The organism is Paenibacillus sp. GCM10027630 (genome assembly GCF_042676305.1).
GTDB lineage: Bacteria > Bacillota > Bacilli > Paenibacillales > NBRC-103111 > Paenibacillus_S.
This window is the reverse complement of the sequence record NZ_JBHTGY010000001.1, coordinates 220,568-240,718: the sequence shown is the minus strand read 5'-3', so window position 1 is coordinate 240,718 and position 20,151 is coordinate 220,568. Positions and strand designations below refer to the sequence as shown.

16 protein-coding genes are annotated in these 20,151 nt (G+C 46.4%); 9 read left to right on the top strand and 7 right to left on the bottom strand.

Annotated features, from left to right (window positions below; genetic code table 11):
• Nucleotides 1–8: 8 nt before the first annotated feature.
• Nucleotides 9–1,094 carry an iron-containing alcohol dehydrogenase family protein gene (locus ACFQ0C_RS01060; protein ID WP_379363112.1) on the bottom strand — a complete coding sequence of 362 codons (1,086 nt, stop codon included), beginning with the start codon at nt 1,092–1,094 and terminating at the stop codon, nt 9–11.
• A 188-nt stretch (nt 1,095–1,282) separates the two neighbouring features.
• Between ACFQ0C_RS01060 and ACFQ0C_RS01055 the strand changes: the two genes are divergently transcribed.
• The 3 genes from ACFQ0C_RS01055 to ACFQ0C_RS01045 all read left to right on the top strand — a co-directional run bounded on the left by ACFQ0C_RS01055 (nt 1,283) and on the right by ACFQ0C_RS01045 (nt 3,457).
• Nucleotides 1,283–1,759: a nucleoside deaminase gene (locus ACFQ0C_RS01055; RefSeq protein ID WP_379363110.1), complete on the top strand. Its 477-nt coding sequence runs from the start codon at nt 1,283–1,285 to the stop codon at nt 1,757–1,759.
• 70 nt (nt 1,760–1,829) lie between these two features.
• Entirely contained in the window at nt 1,830–2,975 is a 1,146-nt protein-coding gene (locus tag ACFQ0C_RS01050; protein WP_379363108.1) for a metallophosphoesterase, read from the top strand.
• 104 nt (nt 2,976–3,079) lie between these two features.
• Nucleotides 3,080–3,457: a PH domain-containing protein gene (locus ACFQ0C_RS01045; protein ID WP_379363262.1), complete on the top strand. Its 378-nt coding sequence runs from the start codon at nt 3,080–3,082 to the stop codon at nt 3,455–3,457.
• A gap of 802 nt (nt 3,458–4,259) precedes the next feature.
• Here ACFQ0C_RS01045 and ACFQ0C_RS01040 read toward each other — a convergent pair.
• Nucleotides 4,260–4,772 carry a DinB family protein gene (locus ACFQ0C_RS01040; RefSeq protein ID WP_379363106.1) on the bottom strand — a complete coding sequence of 171 codons (513 nt, stop codon included), beginning with the start codon at nt 4,770–4,772 and terminating at the stop codon, nt 4,260–4,262.
• 153 nt (nt 4,773–4,925) lie between these two features.
• Here ACFQ0C_RS01040 and ACFQ0C_RS01035 point away from each other — a divergent pair, with 153 nt between their 5' ends.
• Both ACFQ0C_RS01035 and ACFQ0C_RS01030 read left to right on the top strand, forming a co-directional pair.
• Nucleotides 4,926–5,438 carry an acyl-CoA thioesterase gene (locus ACFQ0C_RS01035; protein WP_258216654.1) on the top strand — a complete coding sequence of 171 codons (513 nt, stop codon included), beginning with the start codon at nt 4,926–4,928 and terminating at the stop codon, nt 5,436–5,438.
• A gap of 74 nt (nt 5,439–5,512) precedes the next feature.
• The gene (locus ACFQ0C_RS01030; protein ID WP_379363104.1) at nt 5,513–6,097 is read left to right on the top strand and encodes a GNAT family N-acetyltransferase; all 585 of its coding nucleotides are present in this window, start codon (nt 5,513–5,515) and stop codon (nt 6,095–6,097) included.
• Nucleotides 6,098–6,485: 388 nt separating this feature from the next.
• On the opposite strand, the gene hrpB is transcribed toward ACFQ0C_RS01030, so the two are convergent.
• The 3 genes from hrpB to ACFQ0C_RS01015 all read right to left on the bottom strand — a co-directional run bounded on the left by hrpB (nt 6,486) and on the right by ACFQ0C_RS01015 (nt 10,381).
• Nucleotides 6,486–9,002 (bottom strand): ATP-dependent helicase HrpB, encoded by a 2,517-nt coding sequence (gene hrpB / locus ACFQ0C_RS01025; RefSeq protein ID WP_379363102.1) that lies wholly within the window; start codon nt 9,000–9,002, stop codon nt 6,486–6,488.
• A gap of 100 nt (nt 9,003–9,102) precedes the next feature.
• The gene (locus tag ACFQ0C_RS01020; protein WP_258216657.1) at nt 9,103–9,330 is read right to left on the bottom strand and encodes a 3-dehydroquinate dehydratase; all 228 of its coding nucleotides are present in this window, start codon (nt 9,328–9,330) and stop codon (nt 9,103–9,105) included.
• A 145-nt stretch (nt 9,331–9,475) separates the two neighbouring features.
• Nucleotides 9,476–10,381 carry an ArsR/SmtB family transcription factor gene (locus ACFQ0C_RS01015; RefSeq protein WP_379363099.1) on the bottom strand — a complete coding sequence of 302 codons (906 nt, stop codon included), beginning with the start codon at nt 10,379–10,381 and terminating at the stop codon, nt 9,476–9,478.
• Between the two features lie 280 nt (nt 10,382–10,661).
• Between ACFQ0C_RS01015 and arfA the strand changes: the two genes are divergently transcribed.
• The 3 genes from arfA (at nt 10,662) to ACFQ0C_RS01000 (ending at nt 15,995) form a co-directional block, all read left to right on the top strand.
• The gene (gene arfA / locus ACFQ0C_RS01010; protein WP_379363097.1) at nt 10,662–12,179 is read left to right on the top strand and encodes an arabinosylfuranosidase ArfA; all 1,518 of its coding nucleotides are present in this window, start codon (nt 10,662–10,664) and stop codon (nt 12,177–12,179) included.
• Nucleotides 12,180–12,485: 306 nt separating this feature from the next.
• Nucleotides 12,486–15,020 (top strand): glycosylhydrolase-like jelly roll fold domain-containing protein, encoded by a 2,535-nt coding sequence (locus ACFQ0C_RS01005; protein WP_379363095.1) that lies wholly within the window; start codon nt 12,486–12,488, stop codon nt 15,018–15,020.
• A gap of 132 nt (nt 15,021–15,152) precedes the next feature.
• Nucleotides 15,153–15,995 (top strand): amidohydrolase family protein, encoded by an 843-nt coding sequence (locus tag ACFQ0C_RS01000; RefSeq protein ID WP_379363093.1) that lies wholly within the window; start codon nt 15,153–15,155, stop codon nt 15,993–15,995.
• An 825-nt stretch (nt 15,996–16,820) separates the two neighbouring features.
• Here the strand turns inward: ACFQ0C_RS01000 and ACFQ0C_RS00995 are convergent.
• Nucleotides 16,821–17,681 (bottom strand): phytanoyl-CoA dioxygenase family protein, encoded by an 861-nt coding sequence (locus ACFQ0C_RS00995; protein WP_379363091.1) that lies wholly within the window; start codon nt 17,679–17,681, stop codon nt 16,821–16,823.
• A 96-nt stretch (nt 17,682–17,777) separates the two neighbouring features.
• A complete protein-coding gene (locus tag ACFQ0C_RS00990) occupies nt 17,778–18,641 on the bottom strand; it encodes an AraC family transcriptional regulator (RefSeq protein ID WP_379363089.1) in 864 nt (287 codons plus the stop codon).
• A 234-nt stretch (nt 18,642–18,875) separates the two neighbouring features.
• On the opposite strand from ACFQ0C_RS00990, the gene ACFQ0C_RS00985 reads away from it, so the two are divergent.
• Nucleotides 18,876–19,943 (top strand): hypothetical protein, encoded by a 1,068-nt coding sequence (locus tag ACFQ0C_RS00985; protein WP_379363087.1) that lies wholly within the window; start codon nt 18,876–18,878, stop codon nt 19,941–19,943.
• Nucleotides 19,944–20,151: the final 208 nt, after the last annotated feature.

Sequence of the window (20,151 nt, the reverse complement as noted above, 5' to 3'; positions counted from 1 at the left end):
GCCTTGCCTTACAGCTGCTCGACCTTGTTAATGGCTTCGATGAGCATCTCTGCAGTCACAGGAAACGGCATATTGCCCATCGTACCGTCCGGCGATAAAGATACGCGTGCGATCTCACGCAGCTGTTCATCATTCAACGTCTCCGTGATGCCAAGCTCACGCAGCTTGGAGGGAAGGCCGATCTGCTTGTAGAAGCCAAGCAGATCATTGATCTCCTCAGCGGGGCGATTCTCCAGCACCAGCTGTGTAATGATGCCATAGGCTACTTTCTCGCCATGGTATGCATGATGGGACTCCGGCAGCGTAGTCAAGCCGTTATGTACGGCATGCGCTGCTGCGGAACGGCAGTTATCCTCGCCGAGGCCGCCAACCAAGCCGCTGAATAAAATAACAGCGTCAATTACTTTCTGCAGAGCTTCCGAGGATCGCCCCTCTTTAGCGTCACGGATCGCTTCATCGCTATGAGCAAGAAGGATGTCAAAGCATAGTTTGGAGGCTTGGACGCCGCCAATGGTCGGAAGGTTCTGCGTCTTGCCGGTTGAACAAGCTGAGGATTCATACCATTTGGCGATAGTATCACCAATACCGGCAATCAGATAGCGTACTGGAGCTGCAGCAATCACATCGGTATCAATTAATACGAGCAAAGTGTTACGGTAGAACACCGGGAAATCTACATACACACCTTCATCCGTATACATGACGGACAGATTTGTAACAGGAGCGCATTGAGCGGCCAGAGTAGGGATCGCAACAAACGGCTTATTCAAGTCGTTGGACAGCTTTTTGGCTGTATCGATCACTTTGCCTGCACCTACACCTACAATTAAATCGATCTCCGGTTTGACCATTGCCTGCAAACGCGATACTTCATTATAAGAGCATTCCCCTCGGTAAGGGGCTACTTCATATTCTATTCCTGCTGAAGCCAAGCTTTCAGTGAACTGAGGTTGGACGCTTTCCCAAGATTTGGAGCCGGTTACAATAAAGATTCGCTTGCCGAACTTGGCGATCCATTCTCCGGCAGTTTTCATAAGACCGGGTTCTTGAATGTATGCGTTGGGCGTTCCCGCCACGTAATGTACTTTTGACATGGTTTTTCCCCCTTGTACTGGCATCGAATTACATAGAATACCTTATTATATTCCAATCTCACAGGTTTCTCCAAGGTAATATATTGTGAACGGCCGGATAGCCTTTGAAAACGCAGCGTGTTTCCTTTATTATGAAAGCAGGCTGAAAACCGCATATCGTCAATTCGCATAGAAGGGTGGTTTTATTGATGACCATTGAAAATGAAAAAAGAATGCAGGAAGCGATTCAATTAGCTGTAGATAATGTACTTACAGGTAAGGGAGGGCCTTTTGGTGCAATTGTTGTAAAGGACGGTCAAATCATAGGCAGAGGAAGCAATCTTGTGACATCGCTTAACGATCCAACCGCCCATGCTGAGGTTCAGGCAATTCGAGAGGCTTGCAAGCATTTGAATCATTTTCAGCTAACAGGATGTGAGATTTATACGAGCTGTGAGCCGTGTCCGATGTGCATCGGGGCTATCTATTGGTCAAGACCGGATGCGGTCTATTATGCTTGCAGTAAGGAAGATGCTGCCGCAATTGGTTTTGACGACCAGTTTATTTACGAGCAAATTGCTTTGCCTGTTGAAGAGCGTTCCATACTTATGAAGCAATTAAAGCCGCATGATTATAAGAAGCCTTTTGAACAATGGGCTGTTTCGGATATAAGGAAGGAGTATTGAAGGAAGGAGAATTGAATGGGGGATTACAACCAGACTTGAATTTTTCAACATACATGGGGAGCTGCAGAGGATGAAGCCGCGTTTTTATTTTATCATAGCAATAGTTTTACTAGTGTTCGCGCTTATTAATTATTACATCGGATGGCATGGACAATTATGGGTTCAATATGTATTTCATTTCAGTCCTGGTCCGCTTTATTGGATTTGCTTTTGGCTCGTTGTTTTTTCCTATGTAGTAGGGAGGCTTGGCTCAAAATTTCTGCCGCATGGTCTATCCAGCTTTCTTAGATTGATAGGTGCCTATTGGCTCGCGATAATGCTGTTTAGCTTTGTAATGCTGCCTTTTATTGATGTTGCTGCCTGGATAATGGCATTGTTATCCGTTGAAAAGACCGTATATATACCGGTCCTTGGACTAGCTGCAGCATTAATTTTATTAGTGCTCATGATTCGGGGCTCCTGGAATGCGCGCAATCCGATTATTCGCCGATATGAGATAACAATCCCCAAAAGTGCAGGCGATAGGACAGAGTTAAAAATTGCAGTAGCATCCGACCTTCATCTGGGAACCATCGTTGGCAACAAGCAGCTTCAGCTCTTGGTAGAAAAAATGAATTCATTGAAACCAGACTTGATTTTACTTCCTGGTGATATTATCGATGATGATATTAAGCCGTTTATCCGCCAAGATATGGGAAGCATCATGAAAAAGCTGGAGTCTCGTCTAGGTATTTATGCGGTGCTTGGCAATCATGAGTATATTGGAGGCCATATCAAGGAATTCGTCAATCAGATGAGTGCCATTGGCATCGAGGTGCTGTTGGATCGTCCAGTGCTGATTGATAATAGCTTCTATGTTATCGGACGGAAGGACAAAGCTGTTGAACGGTTTGGTTCGGATGGAAGAATGGATTTGGAAACATTGTTAACAGGAGTGGACAAATCATTGCCGCTTATACTCATGGATCATCAGCCGTATGGGTTGGATAAGGCTGCCGCGGCAGGAGTGGATGTTATGCTCTCAGGCCATACCCATCGGGGACAAATGAGTCCAAACCATTACATTACAAGACGAATATTCGAGTTGGATTGGGGTTATTTAAAAAAAGGCGCTCTGCATGCCATCGTTTCATCAGGTTACGGTACATGGGGCCCGCCGATCCGTATTGGGAGCAGGTCGGAGCTGATCGAGCTGGTTGTTCACTTTAAAGGGTAATCATTTGTTTTTTTTGTGTGGAATGAATGAGTGCTATTGGATATTCCATTATATGGTATGCTGTTTTTGCGGAGAAATAGTGGATGTGAAGGGTGGGGAACAGGTTGGGATTGTTCGATGGTTTAATGGGGAACGCTTCAGAAATAAAATTAGATGATATTCAAAAAGAGATGGCGCATGTTCTGGCCAAGTCTGAGCGGATCGAAAAAGCGTATAAGCTCATTCGCGATTTGTTTATATTTACAGATAAGCGCCTGATTTTGGTCGACAAACAAGGCTTAAGCGGCAAGAAGATGGAGTTTCACTCTTATCCTTACAAGAGCATTACACATTTTAGTATCGAAACGGCAGGCACATTCGATTTGGATGCCGAGTTGAAAATTTGGATAAGCGGTAATCCGATGCCTGTCAGCAAAAAGTTTAATAAAAGCTTAAATATTTATGAGCTGCAAAGCGTCCTCGCTGATTATGTGCTCAAATAATTGGTTTAATATTGCTGTACAGAATGAAGAGAGCTGTTCCAAAAAGGTAAAACGGAATGATTCAGTCCCCCAAAAATAGTAAACAAACATCCCAAACCGCAATGAAAGTGGAATGGGATGTTTTGTTTTTTTGCGTTTATGAATTGGTTTAAAATGGGGCATCAAAATTCCGAAAATGACTTTTGAAACATGCTTTTTTTTACATTACCAATAATCGAAAACCGAAATCAGCGTTAACGAAGTCATTCTATTGCGGCTCCGTACGTAGCTCAGCGCTTGATGAGAGTTTACGAACAGCAATAGGGGCACACAAGACATGAGTCGAAGCGACTGTCTGCCATAAAACCTGAGTCGAAGCTATTGCCTATTAGAAAGCCTGAGATGAGGCCAGTGCCTGCCACATACCTGAGACGAAGCCAGTGCTTGCCACAAAACCTGCATATCAACAGCTTTTTGGCTGTTCTATCCGCAGTCTTCTTGAATTCATGCAAAAGTGCATCTTTTTTTCTTACATGGACGAAACCCGAGCCCAGTGTGTGAAAATTGATGCACTATTGCAGTTATTTCCTTTTAACAAATAAATTTGGGTAGAAATAACTGCATGTTTGCAGGAATATGTACAGGCCGATAACGGCAGGAAGGTCTGGCATTGATTTTGAGGTTGAAAACCTTATAAGAAAGCAGATTTTATTACAACAATAAAGTACGAAGAATTATGCTTAGCTTCAAATCAACCTCGACAAGTTCTCTAAAAAAACGCAGCGGCGCTTGCCGGCTTGATTTCGATGCAGTCGGTTGCTTTTTATAAATATCGTGCCTGAATGACGCTGCGATGATGAAGCTCATGTCCGGCAATGATGTAACCCAATGCTCTTGCAGTAATTTTGCTATTATTGGATGTTCCCCAATATCCCCATGCCTCAGGTGTAATACGTTCGAGTAAAAATAAAGTGGACTTCCTCACGATGCTGAATTCATCCAGAATACTGTGCATGGGATAAGCCTCGTAGTTAGCCGCTTTTGCATAGGCATCTTCGTCAAAACCGGCAATGGGAGTAGCATCTCCACGAGAGACGCGAAGCAAACGGTAGCTCATTATACGTTCTGTATCCGCCATATGTCCTACTACTTCACGCAAGCTCCATTTGCCTGGAGCATAACGGTAGCTTGCTTTCATTTCGGATGTGGATTGCAGAAGCTCCAACGTATCGGTAAGTTGATTTCTTAATTGGGCTAAAAGATCGTCTGAAGGAACAAGCTGGATGTATCTTTCGTAATAGGGATCATGCTCAGCGGGATCAGGACGTTGAATCATTGTGAGTTCTCCACCTTTCATTAGATTTTCATTCATTATAGCAAAATTATTGCAGATGAATTGAGAAAAATTGTTGATTCCAGCGGTTCATTGCTATAAACTTTAGAAATCAACTTTCCGGTAAAAAAAGATATGTTTAGAGGAGTGCTATCGATGGAAACCAGATTTGCCAAGGAATCAAGATGCTACAAAACAGCGAGGGTATTCCCTACGGATGTCAATAATCACAACACCTTGTTCGGCGGAAAACTAATGGCATATATTGATGATATTGCCTCGATTGCTGCCTCCAAGCATTGCCGTGCCAGCGTCGTGACGGCTTCAACCGACTCCGTTGACTTTTTGCTGCCAATCCAGACGACAGATTCCGTATGCTTGGAGTCCTATGTTACTTGGACTGGCAGAAGCTCGATGGAGGTATTTGTAAAGGTTATCACCGAAGATTTGCAGAATGGCGAAAGAGCAATAGCTGCTACTGCTTTTTTAACCTTCGTCGCATTGGATGAACATAAGAAAACGGTACAAGTGCCACAAGTTGTGCCCGAAACGGAAGAGGAACAAAGGCTTCACGAGACCGCATTATACAGGGCCGAAGTGAGAAGACATCGCAGAGAAGAAAGTAAAAAGTTCGCTGATTATTTGATTACGAAGTTTCCTTGGGAGTAAGCATTTTTCTGGATGATAGAGGAATTTCATAATAGAGGGCATGAACCTATTTACATTTCACGGAGGTGGAATTTGTGGGTGTCTCTGATCTTAATCCTATTTTAATTTCAATTCCCGAGAGCTTCGAAACGGATCGTCTAATTATTCGAGCGCCATTATGGGAGGACGGGGCAGCAGTAAACGAAGCGGTCAAGGAAAGCTTGGAACAATTACGCCCCTGGATGCCGTGGGCTCAAAGCCTCCCAACGATAGAAGAATCAGAGGCAGGCGTTCGTCGCTCCCGACTACTTTTTTTGGAACGTTCGGATCTTCGCTTATACCTAATACTGAAGGAAACGGGACAGCTGATTGGCAGCAGTGGCTTGCATCGAATAAATTGGGAAGCTAGAAAGTTTGAAATCGGCTACTGGGTGCGTACGTCTTTTAGCGGACGGGGTTACATCACTGAGGCTGTTGAAGGCATTACTGACTACGCTATCCAACACCTGGACGCCAACCGCATAGAAATCAGATGCGACTCTCGTAATAACCGAAGCAGCCAAGTTGCACGACGTCTAGGTTTTACTCTAGAGGGGATTCTTCGCAGTGAAAAATGTGGAGTTGACGGTGCTTTGAGAGATACGATGATATTTTCCAAGGTTCGTGGTACTGAATTTTGATGATTACGGTTAATGAGGGCGTTCTAATTGGCAGCAGTCCAATCGAAAAAGGTTCATTGATGTTCATTTTCCATTGAAGCCGCTCCTACATATATCTCCTAACTGTGAAATAAATTCAATGGGATAGATTATCAACAGCCATTGGGCCTTTATACTTGAGGGAAACCATTCCCATTCGTTTGGATTCATACTCAATAAAGAGATTGTCCCAAGTTATTTTGCAAGATCCCATCCACCACTTTATTCTGAATATGGAATCGCAAAAGAACCTTCAATCCCGCTTCATAGTGGGAGTTTGTAGGTTCTTTTGCTTATTATATGGATTATATGGGATTCACTCACTAGGGTTTACCTTTTTAGACAGCCCCTTTTTCTGATGATTTTCGGACTACGAACGTGGACGCACTCGGTTAGTAGGCATAGCAATAAGCGGGTCATCCGGCCAATAATGCTTAGGATATCTTCCTTTGAGGTCCTTTTTGATCTCGAAATAGGCATTTCGCCAGAAGCTGGCCAAATCCTGAGTTACCTGCACCGGACGCTGGGCGGGGGATAACAGATGCAGGGTGAGCGGAACCTTCCTGCCGGCGATCCGTGGTGTTTCCTGTAGGCCAAACATTTCCTGCAGCCTCACGTTAAGCGATGGCGAAGCGGGGGCGCTGTAATCGACAGGGATGCGGGAGCCGCTGGGCACGGTAATATGCGTTGGAGCGTTGGAATCAAGCTCGCGGCGCTGATCCCAAGTGAGCATGGATTCCAATATCTTGATTATATTCAGACGCTGGAGCTCTCCACGGCTCTTAAGTCCATAAGCATGAGGTCCGAGCCAATCCTTAAGCGAGGACAGCAGCGCGTGGTCGGAAACATCCGGCCAACTGGAGTCATGGAGATGCATGAAGCTCAGGCGCTCCCGGTATTGTTGGGAGGCCTTCGACCAAGGCAGCAGCTCCAGCCCTTCCTCTGCAATGCCGCTGAGCAGCGCGGCAAGTGTATCTTCTGCATGGGGAGCGGAGAGAGGAGCTTCCTTCAAGATTAGAGAGCCGAGACGTGACCGGCTGCGTCCACGAACCGCCTGGGCAGATCTGTCCCAGACTATCAAAGCCTCCACTTCAATCTGATCCTTAAAATGGAGCTCCAGATCATCAAGGTCGATAGGTGCAGCCGAATAAATCCGACTCTCGGGCCCGAGGTCATCGAGCTCGGCCGCTACCAAATAGGGAGCATTGCTGAGCGGCTGTTGCTGTGTGAAGACGGCGCCGCGACCGTTGCTTAGAAGGAAACGTCCCGTGGCTCTTCGCTGTGCAATGCGGTCTGGATAGGCAAATGCTAGCAGCAGTCCGCACATATTCACATCATAAGTTTGATTAGATGGAATGCTCAGCGCTCGCTTCCATTGCTGAGCTTCAGCGCGGATACGCTTGCAGGCTGCCGTATCTACGGAATATCCGAGATAAGAGCCTGCCTTCGACGAGGATTCGCCAGCTGCGGCTTGAGTGCTCCTGAGCGCCTCCAAGCGGAGCCGCAGATCACAATCAAAGGCTGTGTCGCCGCGCAATATATCGCGCTCGTTCAACAGCGCGGCAAGCTCGCACGCGAGACCGCCCAAGCCGAGTGGAACGGCTTGGAGGATCATATGCGCGAGCCGCGGGTGAAGCCCCAGGTCGGCCATCTGCCGACCCTGGGCACTAAGCGTGCCGTCTGCGGCCAAGGCGCCTAGCCGGCTTAGCAGCTCACGCGCCTGCGCATAAGCGGCCGCTGGCGGTGGGTCGAGCCACAGCAGCTCGTCCGGTGCTGCGCCCCATGCGGCGAGCTCGAGCGCCAGCGGCGCGAGATCCGCCTCCAGCATTTCCGGCGTGCTGCGCACGGCGAGCCGCCTGTCGTCCTGCTCCATCCACAGGCGGTAGCATACGCCGGACTCAAGCCGCCCGGCGCGTCCACGCCGCTGATCCGCTGATGCGCGAGAGACCGCAACGGTCTCCAGGCGTGTCATGCCGGTCCGCGGCGAGAAGCGGGGCACACGCATCAGCCCGCAGTCGATGACGATCCGCACGCCTTCGACGGTAAGGCTCGACTCGGCGATTGTTGTCGCAAGCACGACTTTTCGCGTGCCGTGAGGGCTTGGCGCGATCGCCAAATCCTGCGCCTCCTGCGGCAGGCTGCTGTGCAGCGGAGCGATCCGCACGTGAGGACCCAGCTGCAGTGATCGCAGCTGGGCTTCGGTCCGCCGGATTTCTCCCGCTCCCGGCAGGAATACGAGCAGATCGCCAGACTGCGCTTCCAGCGCACTGACGATGCAGCGCACCGTGGCCGCCTCGATACGGCCTTCCAATTGCCGATCGAGATATACCGTCTCGACCGGAAACATACGGCCCTCGCTGCGGATAACTGGCGCATCGTTCAACAGAGCCGCCACTGGCTCCGCGTCCAGTGTAGCCGACATGACCAGAATGCGCAGATCATCGCGCAGAACGGCCTGTGCTTGCAAGCAAAGCGCCAAGCCCAGATCGGCATGCAGGCTGCGCTCATGATATTCATCGAAGATGACGATACCCACACCCTCCAAGGAGGGGTCGCTCTGCAGAAGACGAGTCAGCACGCCTTCGGTGATGACTTCAATTCTAGTATTCGGTCCAACCTTGCTGTCGAGCCTGACCCTGTATCCGATGGTTTGGCCGACCTGCTCGCCCAAGGCGGAGGCCATGAAACGCGCTGCTGCTCTGGCTGCCAGACGGCGCGGCTCCAGCATCAGAATACGCTGACCTGCAAACATTGGACTCTCCAGCAGTGCAAGTGGAACGCGGGTTGTTTTACCCGCTCCTGGAGGGGCCACTAGTACGGCGTTGGATGATGAACCTAGTGCCTCTATTATTTCCGGCAGAACCGGCTCAATTGGTAATCTAATCATCGATTCACTCCACCTAGCTTAAGCACCAATACACTCATTGGTCTGTTTATGATTCTCTGATTGTACCATCTATGAGCGTGTAAATAAAAAAAAGCCTCTCTTAGTAGAGAGACAAGGCAAGCGAATCTGTTTCATTATAAGAATGGAGGATGGCTTCACACCCAACGATTTCAATGCTTATTAATGAATCAAGGCATTTTTTGATGGCACGTTTGCCTTTTACCAATTTAGAATCTAGCGCAGAAATCAATAGATTAAATTTCTTTTTATTTTTCTCGTCGGAGTATACAGGCACGCTTTTATTTTGGATCGTAATAAACAATTTCATTCCAGTCACCCGCCTAATATTTGGATATGTAAATAGTTTATATTACGATTATTAAAATAACCTTAAAATAGTTTGACAATTTTATTAATTTCACAAAAATTTTTGTGAAAATTACTATATTTTTTCCAATTTCAATGAAATAAGGCTACTTATAAAGCACTCTTGCCAAAATATCCTGATTGTAGTTGCCGAACCTACTTCCATAAATAGTTAAACCATGCAAATTTTTGGCTTTGGAGGGAACGGAGAGCTTAAGCTTAATATCGCTTTTATAGTCGAGTCCAATGCTAGCAAGCGTAGTATCCGAAATTTTATGGCCGTCAATGAACGAGCCTTCCTGATTAATCCGGATCATTTTCAGCACACCGTATTGATTCAAATTAGGCAGCCACCAATCAGGGTTGAACGTTCCTTTTTCACCGCCAAAATCCCCAGGGCTTGTCCAAAACCCCAGTTCTATATCATTCACATGAAAATAAATATCCGACGGCCAATTATTGCAATATCCTGGCGCTTCCGAGCCAAGCTCCATTATAAACTGAAGCTCTTCGAATTGTTGATTGGGCTTCAAATAATTCGGAATTCTGTATTCAAAATAACCTTTGGTCAGCCAGATGATTTCGGCGTTAATATGCTCGGGATCGGCAAAATAACGCGGATCGTCGAACTCCCCGATAATTCTGTCCTTAGTGGCTAGCCCGCAGGTTGGATGTACCTCATAAGCGCTGTAATGTCCGAGCTTGATCTCGACCTCATACAAATTTTTATTTTCCTTGTTCCTTAAATCTACCATCAGCTTATCTTCATTCAGATAGCATATTTTTTGAATGCCATGCTTGCCAACGGCGGTATTAATTTCAATCAGTCCGCTTTCTTCAAGCTTCTTAATATGCATCGTAACTGCGCCGTTGGTCAGATTTAACTTGCCGGCGATGTCATTGAGATTTAAGGAATCATGAGTAGCGAGCAATTCAATGATTTGGATGCGGATGTCCGAGCTTAGTGCCTTGAAAATGGATAAGCCCGATTTCAGTTCTTTTATATAGATCATAGGGTTGTCCTCATTTGCATAAACTATTTTATAAAATTATAAAATAAAATGGCTTAAAAAGAAAGAGCAAGCTTTTGCCTTTAATAGTTGTCTTGAAAGTATAAGGTTCGAGGTGTTGTTCCACGTATGTAGGGAAATAGGATGAATAAGCTCGTTGTTGCTGCTTGCAAACGTAAACATTTTGTATTGACATAGACGGATCCCATCTCATAAAATGAAATACATAAGTGTGAAATGATTTATATAAACATAAAATAAATATCGAGAAGAGGTAGAACTAATGGCTGAAATGAAAAAAGCGAAGATGATTTTGGAGAAGGATTTTAAAATCGCTGAGGTGGATAAACGGATCTTCGGTTCTTTTATCGAGCATCTGGGACGTGCCGTTTATGGGGGGATTTATGAGCCGGGGCATCCGGAGGCTGACGAAAAGGGGTTTCGCAAAGACGTAATTGATTTGATTAATGAGATTGGGGTGCCTATTATCCGCTATCCGGGTGGGAACTTTGTGTCGGGCTATAACTGGGAGGATGGGGTAGGTCCTGTGGATGAAAGACCGGCAAGACTGGAGCTGGCTTGGAAAACGGTTGAGCCCAATTATGTAGGAACGAATGAATTTATGGAATGGGCCAAGCTCGTTAACTCCGAGGTTAATATGGCCGTCAATCTAGGGACTCGCGGTATCGATGCTGCAAGAAACTTGGTGGAATACTGCAACCATCCTTCAGGATCGTACTGGAGCGACCTGCGTGTTGCGCATGGCTATAAGGAACCGCATAAAATAAAAACATGGTGCCTGGGCAACGAGATGGATGGACCTTGGCAGATAGGTCATAAAACAGCTGAAGAATACGGCAGAATTGCATTGGAATCAGCGAAAGCTATGAAGTGGGTCGATCCGACTATAGAATTGGTAGCATGCGGAAGCTCCAACCGGGCGATGAAAACATATGCCGAGTGGGAAGCTACAGTTCTTGACCATACCTATGATCATGTTGAATATTTATCCTTGCATACCTATTACGGAAACCGCGACAATGACCTGCCGAATTTTCTTGGGCGCTCACTTGATATGGATTACTTCATTAAAGAAATTATTGCGACCTGCGATTATATTAAGGCGAAGAAGAGAAGCAAGAAAACGATGTACCTGTCCTTCGATGAATGGAATGTTTGGTTTCACTCTAATGCTGCCGACCGTAAAATAGAGCCTTGGTCCATCGCTCCACCGCAATTGGAAGATGTGTACACTTTCGAGGATGCACTGCTGGTTGGCTGCCTGTTGATCACCTTATTGCGCAACTCGGATCGTGTTAAGATCGCTTGCATGGCGCAGCTAGTTAACGTTATTGCTCCTATTATGACCGATAATGGAGGAGATGCTTGGCGGCAAACGATTTTCTATCCGTACATGCATGCTTCAGTATATGGAAGAGGAGTTGCCCTTAATCCGATCATTTCATCGCCTAAATATGATAGCAAGGACTTTACGGATGTGCCTTATCTGGAGTCGACTGCAGTGTACAACGAAGAAACGGAAGAGCTTACCGTATTCGCCGTAAATAAAGATACCGAAGCATCTCTGCTTCTGGATGTGGATATTCGCGGATTCGCCGGTTATCAGGTTGTCGAGCACATCGTCTTTGAGCATGACGACATCAAAGCTGCCAATACGGCTGCTCATCCGCATTCTGTAGTACCTCATAATAAAGGTAACGCTGAAGCGAAGGACGGCTATATCCAAGCAAATCTGCCGAAGCTTTCCTGGAATGTAATCCGCTTAAGAGCGCGTCCATAGTTCTCATTTTTTTTAAAAAAGGGATGCCCTTTACAAAGCCGCTTAATCTGGGCTCATGTAAAGGGCATTTCTGTATGAGCGTGTTCTATTGGCGTAAGTGGTTGAGATATAGCCATTTTATATAGGTATCTGAGGAGCTAACAGCAATATAATCCATATCAAGCAAAAAAGTGCTAGCGGTGAGAGGTCGATTTTCAAAAAAATCCGATTGTTTGAAAGCAGAATGGTTGTTATGTTGAATAAAGGCGGGAAAGTAAACATGATTTCCAAGAACAAAGCCGGAAGCTGAAGGTGAGGGTTTAAATAATGGAACATTTAAAAAGCGTTTTTTGGGAGCCCCAAGATGAGTTTACTCCGATTCCTTTCTGGTTTTGGAACGATGAATTGAATAAGAATGAGCTGATTAGACAGATTCACGATTTTAAGTCCAAAGAGGTTATGGGCTTTGTCCTCCATCCGAGGATGGGACTTCCAAGAAGCCAGCCTTATTTATCGGAGTCTTTCATGGAGTTGGTTGAGACGGCAGTGTTGGAAGCAGAGGCTCAAGGTATGACGGTAATTTTGTATGATGAAGGGATGTATCCGTCTGGTGCCGCCAATGGCCTGGTCGTTAAAGCTAACCCTGAATATGCGAGCCGTGGTCTGCAAATGATTGAGTACCCTTGCAGTGGACTGACAAACATCTCCTTCAAGCTGTCGCCAGGGGATAAAGTAGTTTCAGTGCAAGCTGTCCGCAAACGCTCCGAGAAGGAGATTGATCTTGAGCACTGCCAGATCATTGATGCTTATGATAGCGAAGGAGTTACCTTCGAGCAGCCCGATGACGGGGAATGGTCTGTGCTCGTTTTTATAGACACCTTCTCTAAGGGGACAATACGGGGGATTCACGAGGGACAAGATGACAGAGAGGCTGACGCACCGCTTGCTGCAGATCTGTTAAACGGTGACGCGGTACAAACCTTCATTACACTTACGCATGAGACCTATTACCGGAAGCTTAAGAGACATTTTGGCAAAACGGTTATCGCGATGTTTACAGATGAGCCTGATTTACTCGGACGTAATCATATCAAAGGATTGAAGCCATGGACAACTGGGTTTATTGATGATTATAAGGCAGGAGGCAATGAGGAAAAGGAGCTTGGAGCCCTCTGGTTTGAAGCCGGAACACGAACAACCGCGATTCGCAGAAACTATGAAACATCCGTACATCACCGATTAGCAGCAAGCTACTATAGGCCGCTGTATGAATGGTGCGAGGAACATGGAATTGCGCTAACCGGACATCCGGCAGCAAGTGATGATATCGGAGCTCAAGCGTGGTTTCATATACCGGGGCAGGATGTAGTGTGGCGATATATTGCACCTGAGGCTGGGAAAGCAGTAGATGGCGTGCACAGTACTATGGGCAAATGCGCTTCGGATGCTGCTCGTCATAGAGGACGGCGGCGCGTTATTAATGAATGCTTCGGGGTTTGCGGCAAAGAGAGCGGTTGGTCGCTCAGGGCCGACGAGATGAAATGGTATTTGGATTGGCTGTTTGTCAGGGGAACGAATATGATCTCTCCCCATGCTTTTTATTATTCCATCCGTGATTCTCGGCGGGATGAGCGTCCTCCGGATGTTGGTCCTAACAACATCTGGTGGTCGGAATACGAGCAGTTTGCCCGCTATATTAAGCGGATGAGCTGGCTGATGACGGATAGTGTCAATCAAACGGAGCTGGCTGTGCTGGTGGGTCCAACCTCGCTGCCCTGGAAATCGGTTAAACCGCTTTTCGAACAGCAGATTGAATTTAATTATCTCGAAACAGAGCTGCTGTCCTCGTGTACTTTTACCGATAACGGACGAATTAGTATTGGGAAGCAGCTGTATAAAGCTGTATTAATAGAAGACAGTGGCATTCTCGGAGCCAAAGAGGCTGATTTACTGAGCAGCTTTGTTGAACGCGGCGGCATCGTTATAGAAGCGGCAGCAAAGGATGAAGACGAACATATGTCTATAGCCGGAGCGAAGGGAAATGGACGGAAGCATTACCGTCTGGACGAAACGGAGAAGCTGCCTGCTCTATTGAATGGAATGATCACGAGAGAAATGGTGATTACTCCTGCATGCTGCTCGGTTCGAATCAGCCATGTTGTGAAGGATGGAATACACTTCTATGTGCTGGTTAACGAGGGTGAAGAGGCTTTTCAAGGAGTTGTGCATACACCCCTATCAGGAAAAGCAGAGCTTTGGTACCCTTGGTCGGGAGCTATTCGAGCGGCAGCTTCTTTTAGAAACAATGCAGGAGAGGGTATCGGGATAGAACTGACGCTGGAGCGTCGAGAATGCTTGTGGCTCGTTATTGATACCTCTTTGCAAGGTGAGGAGAGAGCTGGATTGGAACAAGAAGTTGTGGAGCTCCTTGATTTATCCGCCGGGTGGCAAGCTGAAGGAGATTTCGGTAGTCAGCAATTGACGCAGCTTGGCTCATGGACGGAGTGGGAGGGGCTAGGGCTGCACCATATGTCAGGTACTGTGTTATATGAGAAACGATTTAAGCTTTCCGAAGCGGCAGCAGATGATTTCGAATCGATTGAATTGAATCTTGGAGATGCTCATGAGCTTGTACGGGTATCGCTTAACGGTCAAGAAGCTGGTGTGAGAATGTGGAAGCCTTATGTTTTTAAGGTTAATGAGGCGCTTGCATCAGGAGTTGTGGAGCATGTACTTCAAATTGAGGTTACTAACAGCTTGGCAAACCGTTATGACGGTATGACCCATCCATCCGGTTTGTTGGGTCCTGTGAAACTTTCAGGGCTTCGAAGCAAGATGATTGGAAAGGATACCGTCAAGTAGGTTTGCTATATTAAACCCTCAATTTCCATCGCTGAAAGGTATACTTCTTGACCATTTTACGGTATAAATTGGATGTAGGCCTTAGCATGTACCTGCTGGGGCCGCCAATTCGGAAATTGGGGGACAATTGCTATGAGAGTGGATGCGCATCAGCATTTTTGGAAATTGGAGAGAGGCGACTATGGCTGGATTTCGCCTGATATGAAGGCTATATACAAAGATTTTGGTCCGGCGGATTTAGCTGATCATTTGAATAAGAACGGGTTGGATAAATCGATTGTAGTCCAAGCTGCGCCGACCTTGCAGGATACAGAATTTATGCTTGAATTGGCAGAACATAACGAATCGATAGCTGGTGTTGTAGGTTGGCTGGACCTCCATAGTCCGAATTACCGCGAGCAGTACCAGTTGTTTAAGCAGCATCCTTCGTTTGCCGGTATTCGCGTCATGATACAAGCAATGGAAGACGCAGACGAGGTTCTGCAGCCTTCTATTGTAGAAGCTCTAAGGTACTTTGCCGAGGAGGGATTTCCGGTTGACCTTCTGATGCTTTCGCATCAACTGCCGTCTGTGCTGAAGCTGCTGAAGGCGGTGCCGAATCTGCATGGTGTTATCGATCATATAGCGAAGCCGCAAATCATGGAAGGACAATGGGAGCCGTGGGCAACCCAAATGGAAGAGATTGCTGCGTACCCTAACATCTACTGCAAGCTGTCGGGAATGGTGACGGAAGCGGATCATCAGCATTGGAAGCCGGAACAAATCACACCATACATCCAACACATTGTGCGTATTTTCGGAACTGACCGCGTTATGTTCGGAAGCGACTGGCCGGTATGTCTATTAGCGGCAAGCTACGATCAGGTGGTGGAGGTGCTGGAGCAAGGGCTGCCTGAAGTGATAAGCGAGCAGGATAAGGAAGCATTGTTCGGCGGGAATGCACTGCGGTTTTACCGTCTGGAGCATCTGAGTTAAGGAGAATTGGAGGTTTCAAGAGTTTGTGGGGCTGTCCCAAATGGGTATCAGTGAATGAATCAGTCCCAAACTATGTATAAAGACGCTTCCAAAACCACCATGTAAGTGGAAATGGAAGCGTCTTTTTTGTAGGGAAATTCCCCTCAGAGTGGGGGGGTGAAAATCCAAAAATGAGTCCGGCCGCTTTTTGGATGTTGCTTAAGTGATGGGGCGAGAAGCGATGTTCAAAGGCTGCTTTCAATCTAGAGGAGACTATGATTTGTCGGGGCCGCTGCGGAAGGAAAAGAAATAGATGGAAATCCTCACGCTAATCCAGCGTGGATATCGCCTGAAATCAATCTAACTGGAAAAACTAACTCTAATAGAGGGGATATGGTCGATATCAGCCAAAATACGTAGAATTAGCATGAGGAATTCCAGCTATAAGACTTGGAACGCTGTTTTCGGAGTAACTAACTTGACATTTTCCTGATAATTGCATGGAGTGCGCCAGACTGTCATGTAACCGAACCCCGAGCCACGAACCACGAACCACGAACCACGAACCCGATACCCGCGATGAGTACGCGCTGGAAAGCGACCTCATCTTATCATCACTAAGAATACACAAGAATGTGCAAAAAAGCCTTCAACTATTAAAGTGGAATTAAGGGCTCTTTTGCAACCATCTATTCAGGATAAAATGGTGGAGGGGTTGTCTCAAAATGACTTTTGGGACAGCCCGTTTTTGTAATAATGCAGGCATCCATGAAATTAGGACAAGGACCCAAGACATAGCCTCAAGTCAGGTCCTTGTCATTGAGCTTCGTTCTGCTGGCGGCTGACTTAAGATGTCGCGGTGGTTACGGACGCCAGCCAATCCTGCAGCGTTGCTACAAGCTCAGGATGCTTGCGGCTTCTCGCCAAGAAGCCTGCCCCATGCTGCGGCATTGGATCTTGATCCGTAGGCTGATAGCGCAGATCGACACTCCAGCGCACCTCATTGGAGTTATTTGGCGTAGACATGTGAATACACCGGTCGTTAAACAAAATAGCGGAACCGGCTTTCACTGGCAGCGCAACAGTTGCTGTTGGCCCCAGCTGACTTTCCTGCAGTGCCGTATAACCGGTTCCTGTCGTAGTCTCCCGGTGCCATTCGAGCACTCGCTGCTTATGTGTCCTTGGCTTAATGTGCAAGCATCCGTTCTCGTGTGTGGAATCTACTAATGGAATCCAAACCGTGATGACAGGATTCGCATTGGCATCAGGCCAATAGGATTTATCTTGATGCCATGGTACTGCGCCTGCGGCTACTCCTGGTACTTTGGGGCGAACGTTGTATACAGGATTAGAGAAGATTTCACCACCGATTAAGGATTCTACCGCATCCAGAAGCTTGGAATTGCTCATCAGCTCAAAATAACCCGGAATACGGTCTCTCCAGCTGCGTCCATATTTCAAGAAATGCTCCTCAGTCAGTCCATTAAAAAGCTCAGCCAAACGATATTTAAAGGGGCGCTCCTCCAGCTTATCCTTGATTAATCCAGCCTCGTACAGGTTATCGGCAATTTGCGCCACTTTGCTACTCATCGCCTGCTTGGGACCTTCCAGCTCCTCCGCTGATAAATATTGGTCCAATACAAGATATCCTTCCTCATTATAAAATGCCATTTGTTCCGGTGTTAAGCTTCCTTGAGATCGTGTCATCCTTTGAATCACTCCTTAATAATAATGGTAATCGTTCATGATTTCATTATAAGAGGATTGGATGAGGAAGTATTTTGACAGTTGACCAATCATTTGTCATTTTTTCCGGTCATTGTGGCCGAGTCTGAAAGCTGTGGGGGAGATGCCATAGTAACTGGTAAAACGTTTGGAAAAATAATGGATTGAAGAAAATCCTAACAAGTCCGATATATCAGAAACGGAACGTGAGCTTTCCAACAGCTCGGCAGCGGCTTGCTTCATGATCACTTTTTGAATAAAGCTTTTGGGAGACATCCCGCTCATTTTCTTGAACGATTCATGAAGCTGCGTTTTTCGTATGCCCGATTGGTGCAGAATGTCCGTATAATTAATAGTAGGATTTTGCTCAATCAAGTCCATTAAACGTTGAATACGCGGATCGAATGCATCCTGGCTCAGACAGTCTGAACAGAGCTTAAGCAACCACCCATGCAGCAGGCTTCGTGTAATTTGTTGTTTATAGGGATTAGCTGCTTGATTGTGGGAGGATACGATACAGGCGAACATTTCTTGCATAACAGGATACTGCTGGAGCTGCATGACACTAGGGATAACGTCAAGCTCACTGCATGAATGAACAGGGGTCAACAAGGAAGAGTCGAAGTCAGCAGGGTTCCAAGCCAAATGTTTATTTGTTGCCAGCGCCGGATCCTGCCAGAGCTCGCAATAAATATTGTAAGAACGAAACGGATGGACGGGATCGGGATAAAAAGAATGTACCTGCTCCGGACGAATAAAAAATAAGGAGCCTTTATTAACTGAATACAGCTTGCCGTCTACCCGTACTTTACCACGTCCCCCGTCAAATAAATGAAAGGCGTAGCAATAGCCAATACGATTCTCCGAGAAGTGTTCGCCACTAAAAAACTTGTAGTGATGAGCAACTCTAATGGAAGGCGTTATGTCCGACAGCTTGTTCAAACTATCACATCTCCTAACGGGAGCTCCCTATTCTATTGATATTTGTTTGCGGGCCATTTGAAATGAGGCTAGTTTACTACAATCAAGGTCAATTTTAAATGATTTATGTAGAAAAGTCCCAATAAAACATTCAGCAAACATTCAGCTAGCGCTCAACTGGTATTAATGTCCTTTTAAGGAAAAGAGTCTATACTTCTAATTGTAGGTAAAATCCATATAAAGGTGGACATGACAATGAAACCATTCGAAAAGAAAATTTTAACAGGTGCTATTGCAGCTAGTTTATTATTGGGTGGAGCCGGATTGCTGAGCCAAGCGAATGCAGAGAATGCAACGACTGGCAGCACGGATAGCAAGATCGGAACGAAAGCAGCGGCAAAGGGTGAGCGTGGAGTTCATCAAGTACCGGGCTTCCGCGGAGGCAATATTTTAGATGAAACGGCAACGTTGTTGAGCTTAGATAAAAATGCGGTCTTCGATGCTCTGAAGGAAGGTAAATCTTTGCTGCAGCTTGCTGAAGCCAACGGCTTGACTAAGGAAGTTTACTTGCAAAAGCTGACTGATGCCGAAAAAACAGCGATAGCAGCGGCAGTTACTGCAGGCAAAATTACACAAGCACAAGCCGATAAAGAAACGGCTGCTTTGGCAGAACGTTTGCAAAAGGACATAGAACGCGCAGGCTTCGGCAAACCGGGAGAGGGACCAAAAGGAGGATTTCCTGGAGGACCAGGAAGACCGGGCGGTCCGGGTAAAGATGGTGGTTTCCACGGAAGCAATATTTTGAAGGAAACCGCAACCTTGCTGGGAGTTGAGCAAAGTGTCGTTAATGATGCATTGAAAGCCGGCAAAACTTTATCTCAATTCGCTCAGGAAAAAGGGGTAAGCGAGGCTGATTATCTGCAAAAGCTGACGGATGCTCAAAATAAAGCGATTGCTGATGCGGTTACCGCAGGCAAGCTTACACAAGAGCAAGCAGACAAAGTGAAAACAGGGATGGCAGATCGTTTGAAAAAAGAGGTTACTAGCACGAAACCTATGGGCGATGGTAAAGCAGGCTTTGGCGGCAAACCAGGCTTCGGAATGGGCGGTTTCGGCAATGCAGAAGCATTAGCCAAATCTCTAGGCCTCACAGAGCAAGAGCTGCAAACCGGCTTGAAAGCCGGCAAATCCTTAGTGGAAATCGCTCAGGAGAAGGGCATTAGCGAGGATCAATTGATTACTAAAATTAAGGATGGCTTGACTGAACATATTAAGCAATTTGTTGAACAGAAGAGACAGCCGCGTAACGAAACAACTAAATAAATAATAGGGGAAGCCGGTTGCTATTAGCAGCCGGCTTTTTTTGACGTTATAAGGAAATGTTTTTACTGCAGAAATAGGGATTCATCAGTCCTTAAGCTCTCTGTATATTGAAAAGGATTACAATGTTTCAATCGGTAATTTTTCATTAGTGACAATTCGTTAGCGGCAACATAAAAGTACCTTCAAATCAGAGGGTGCTTTTTATTTG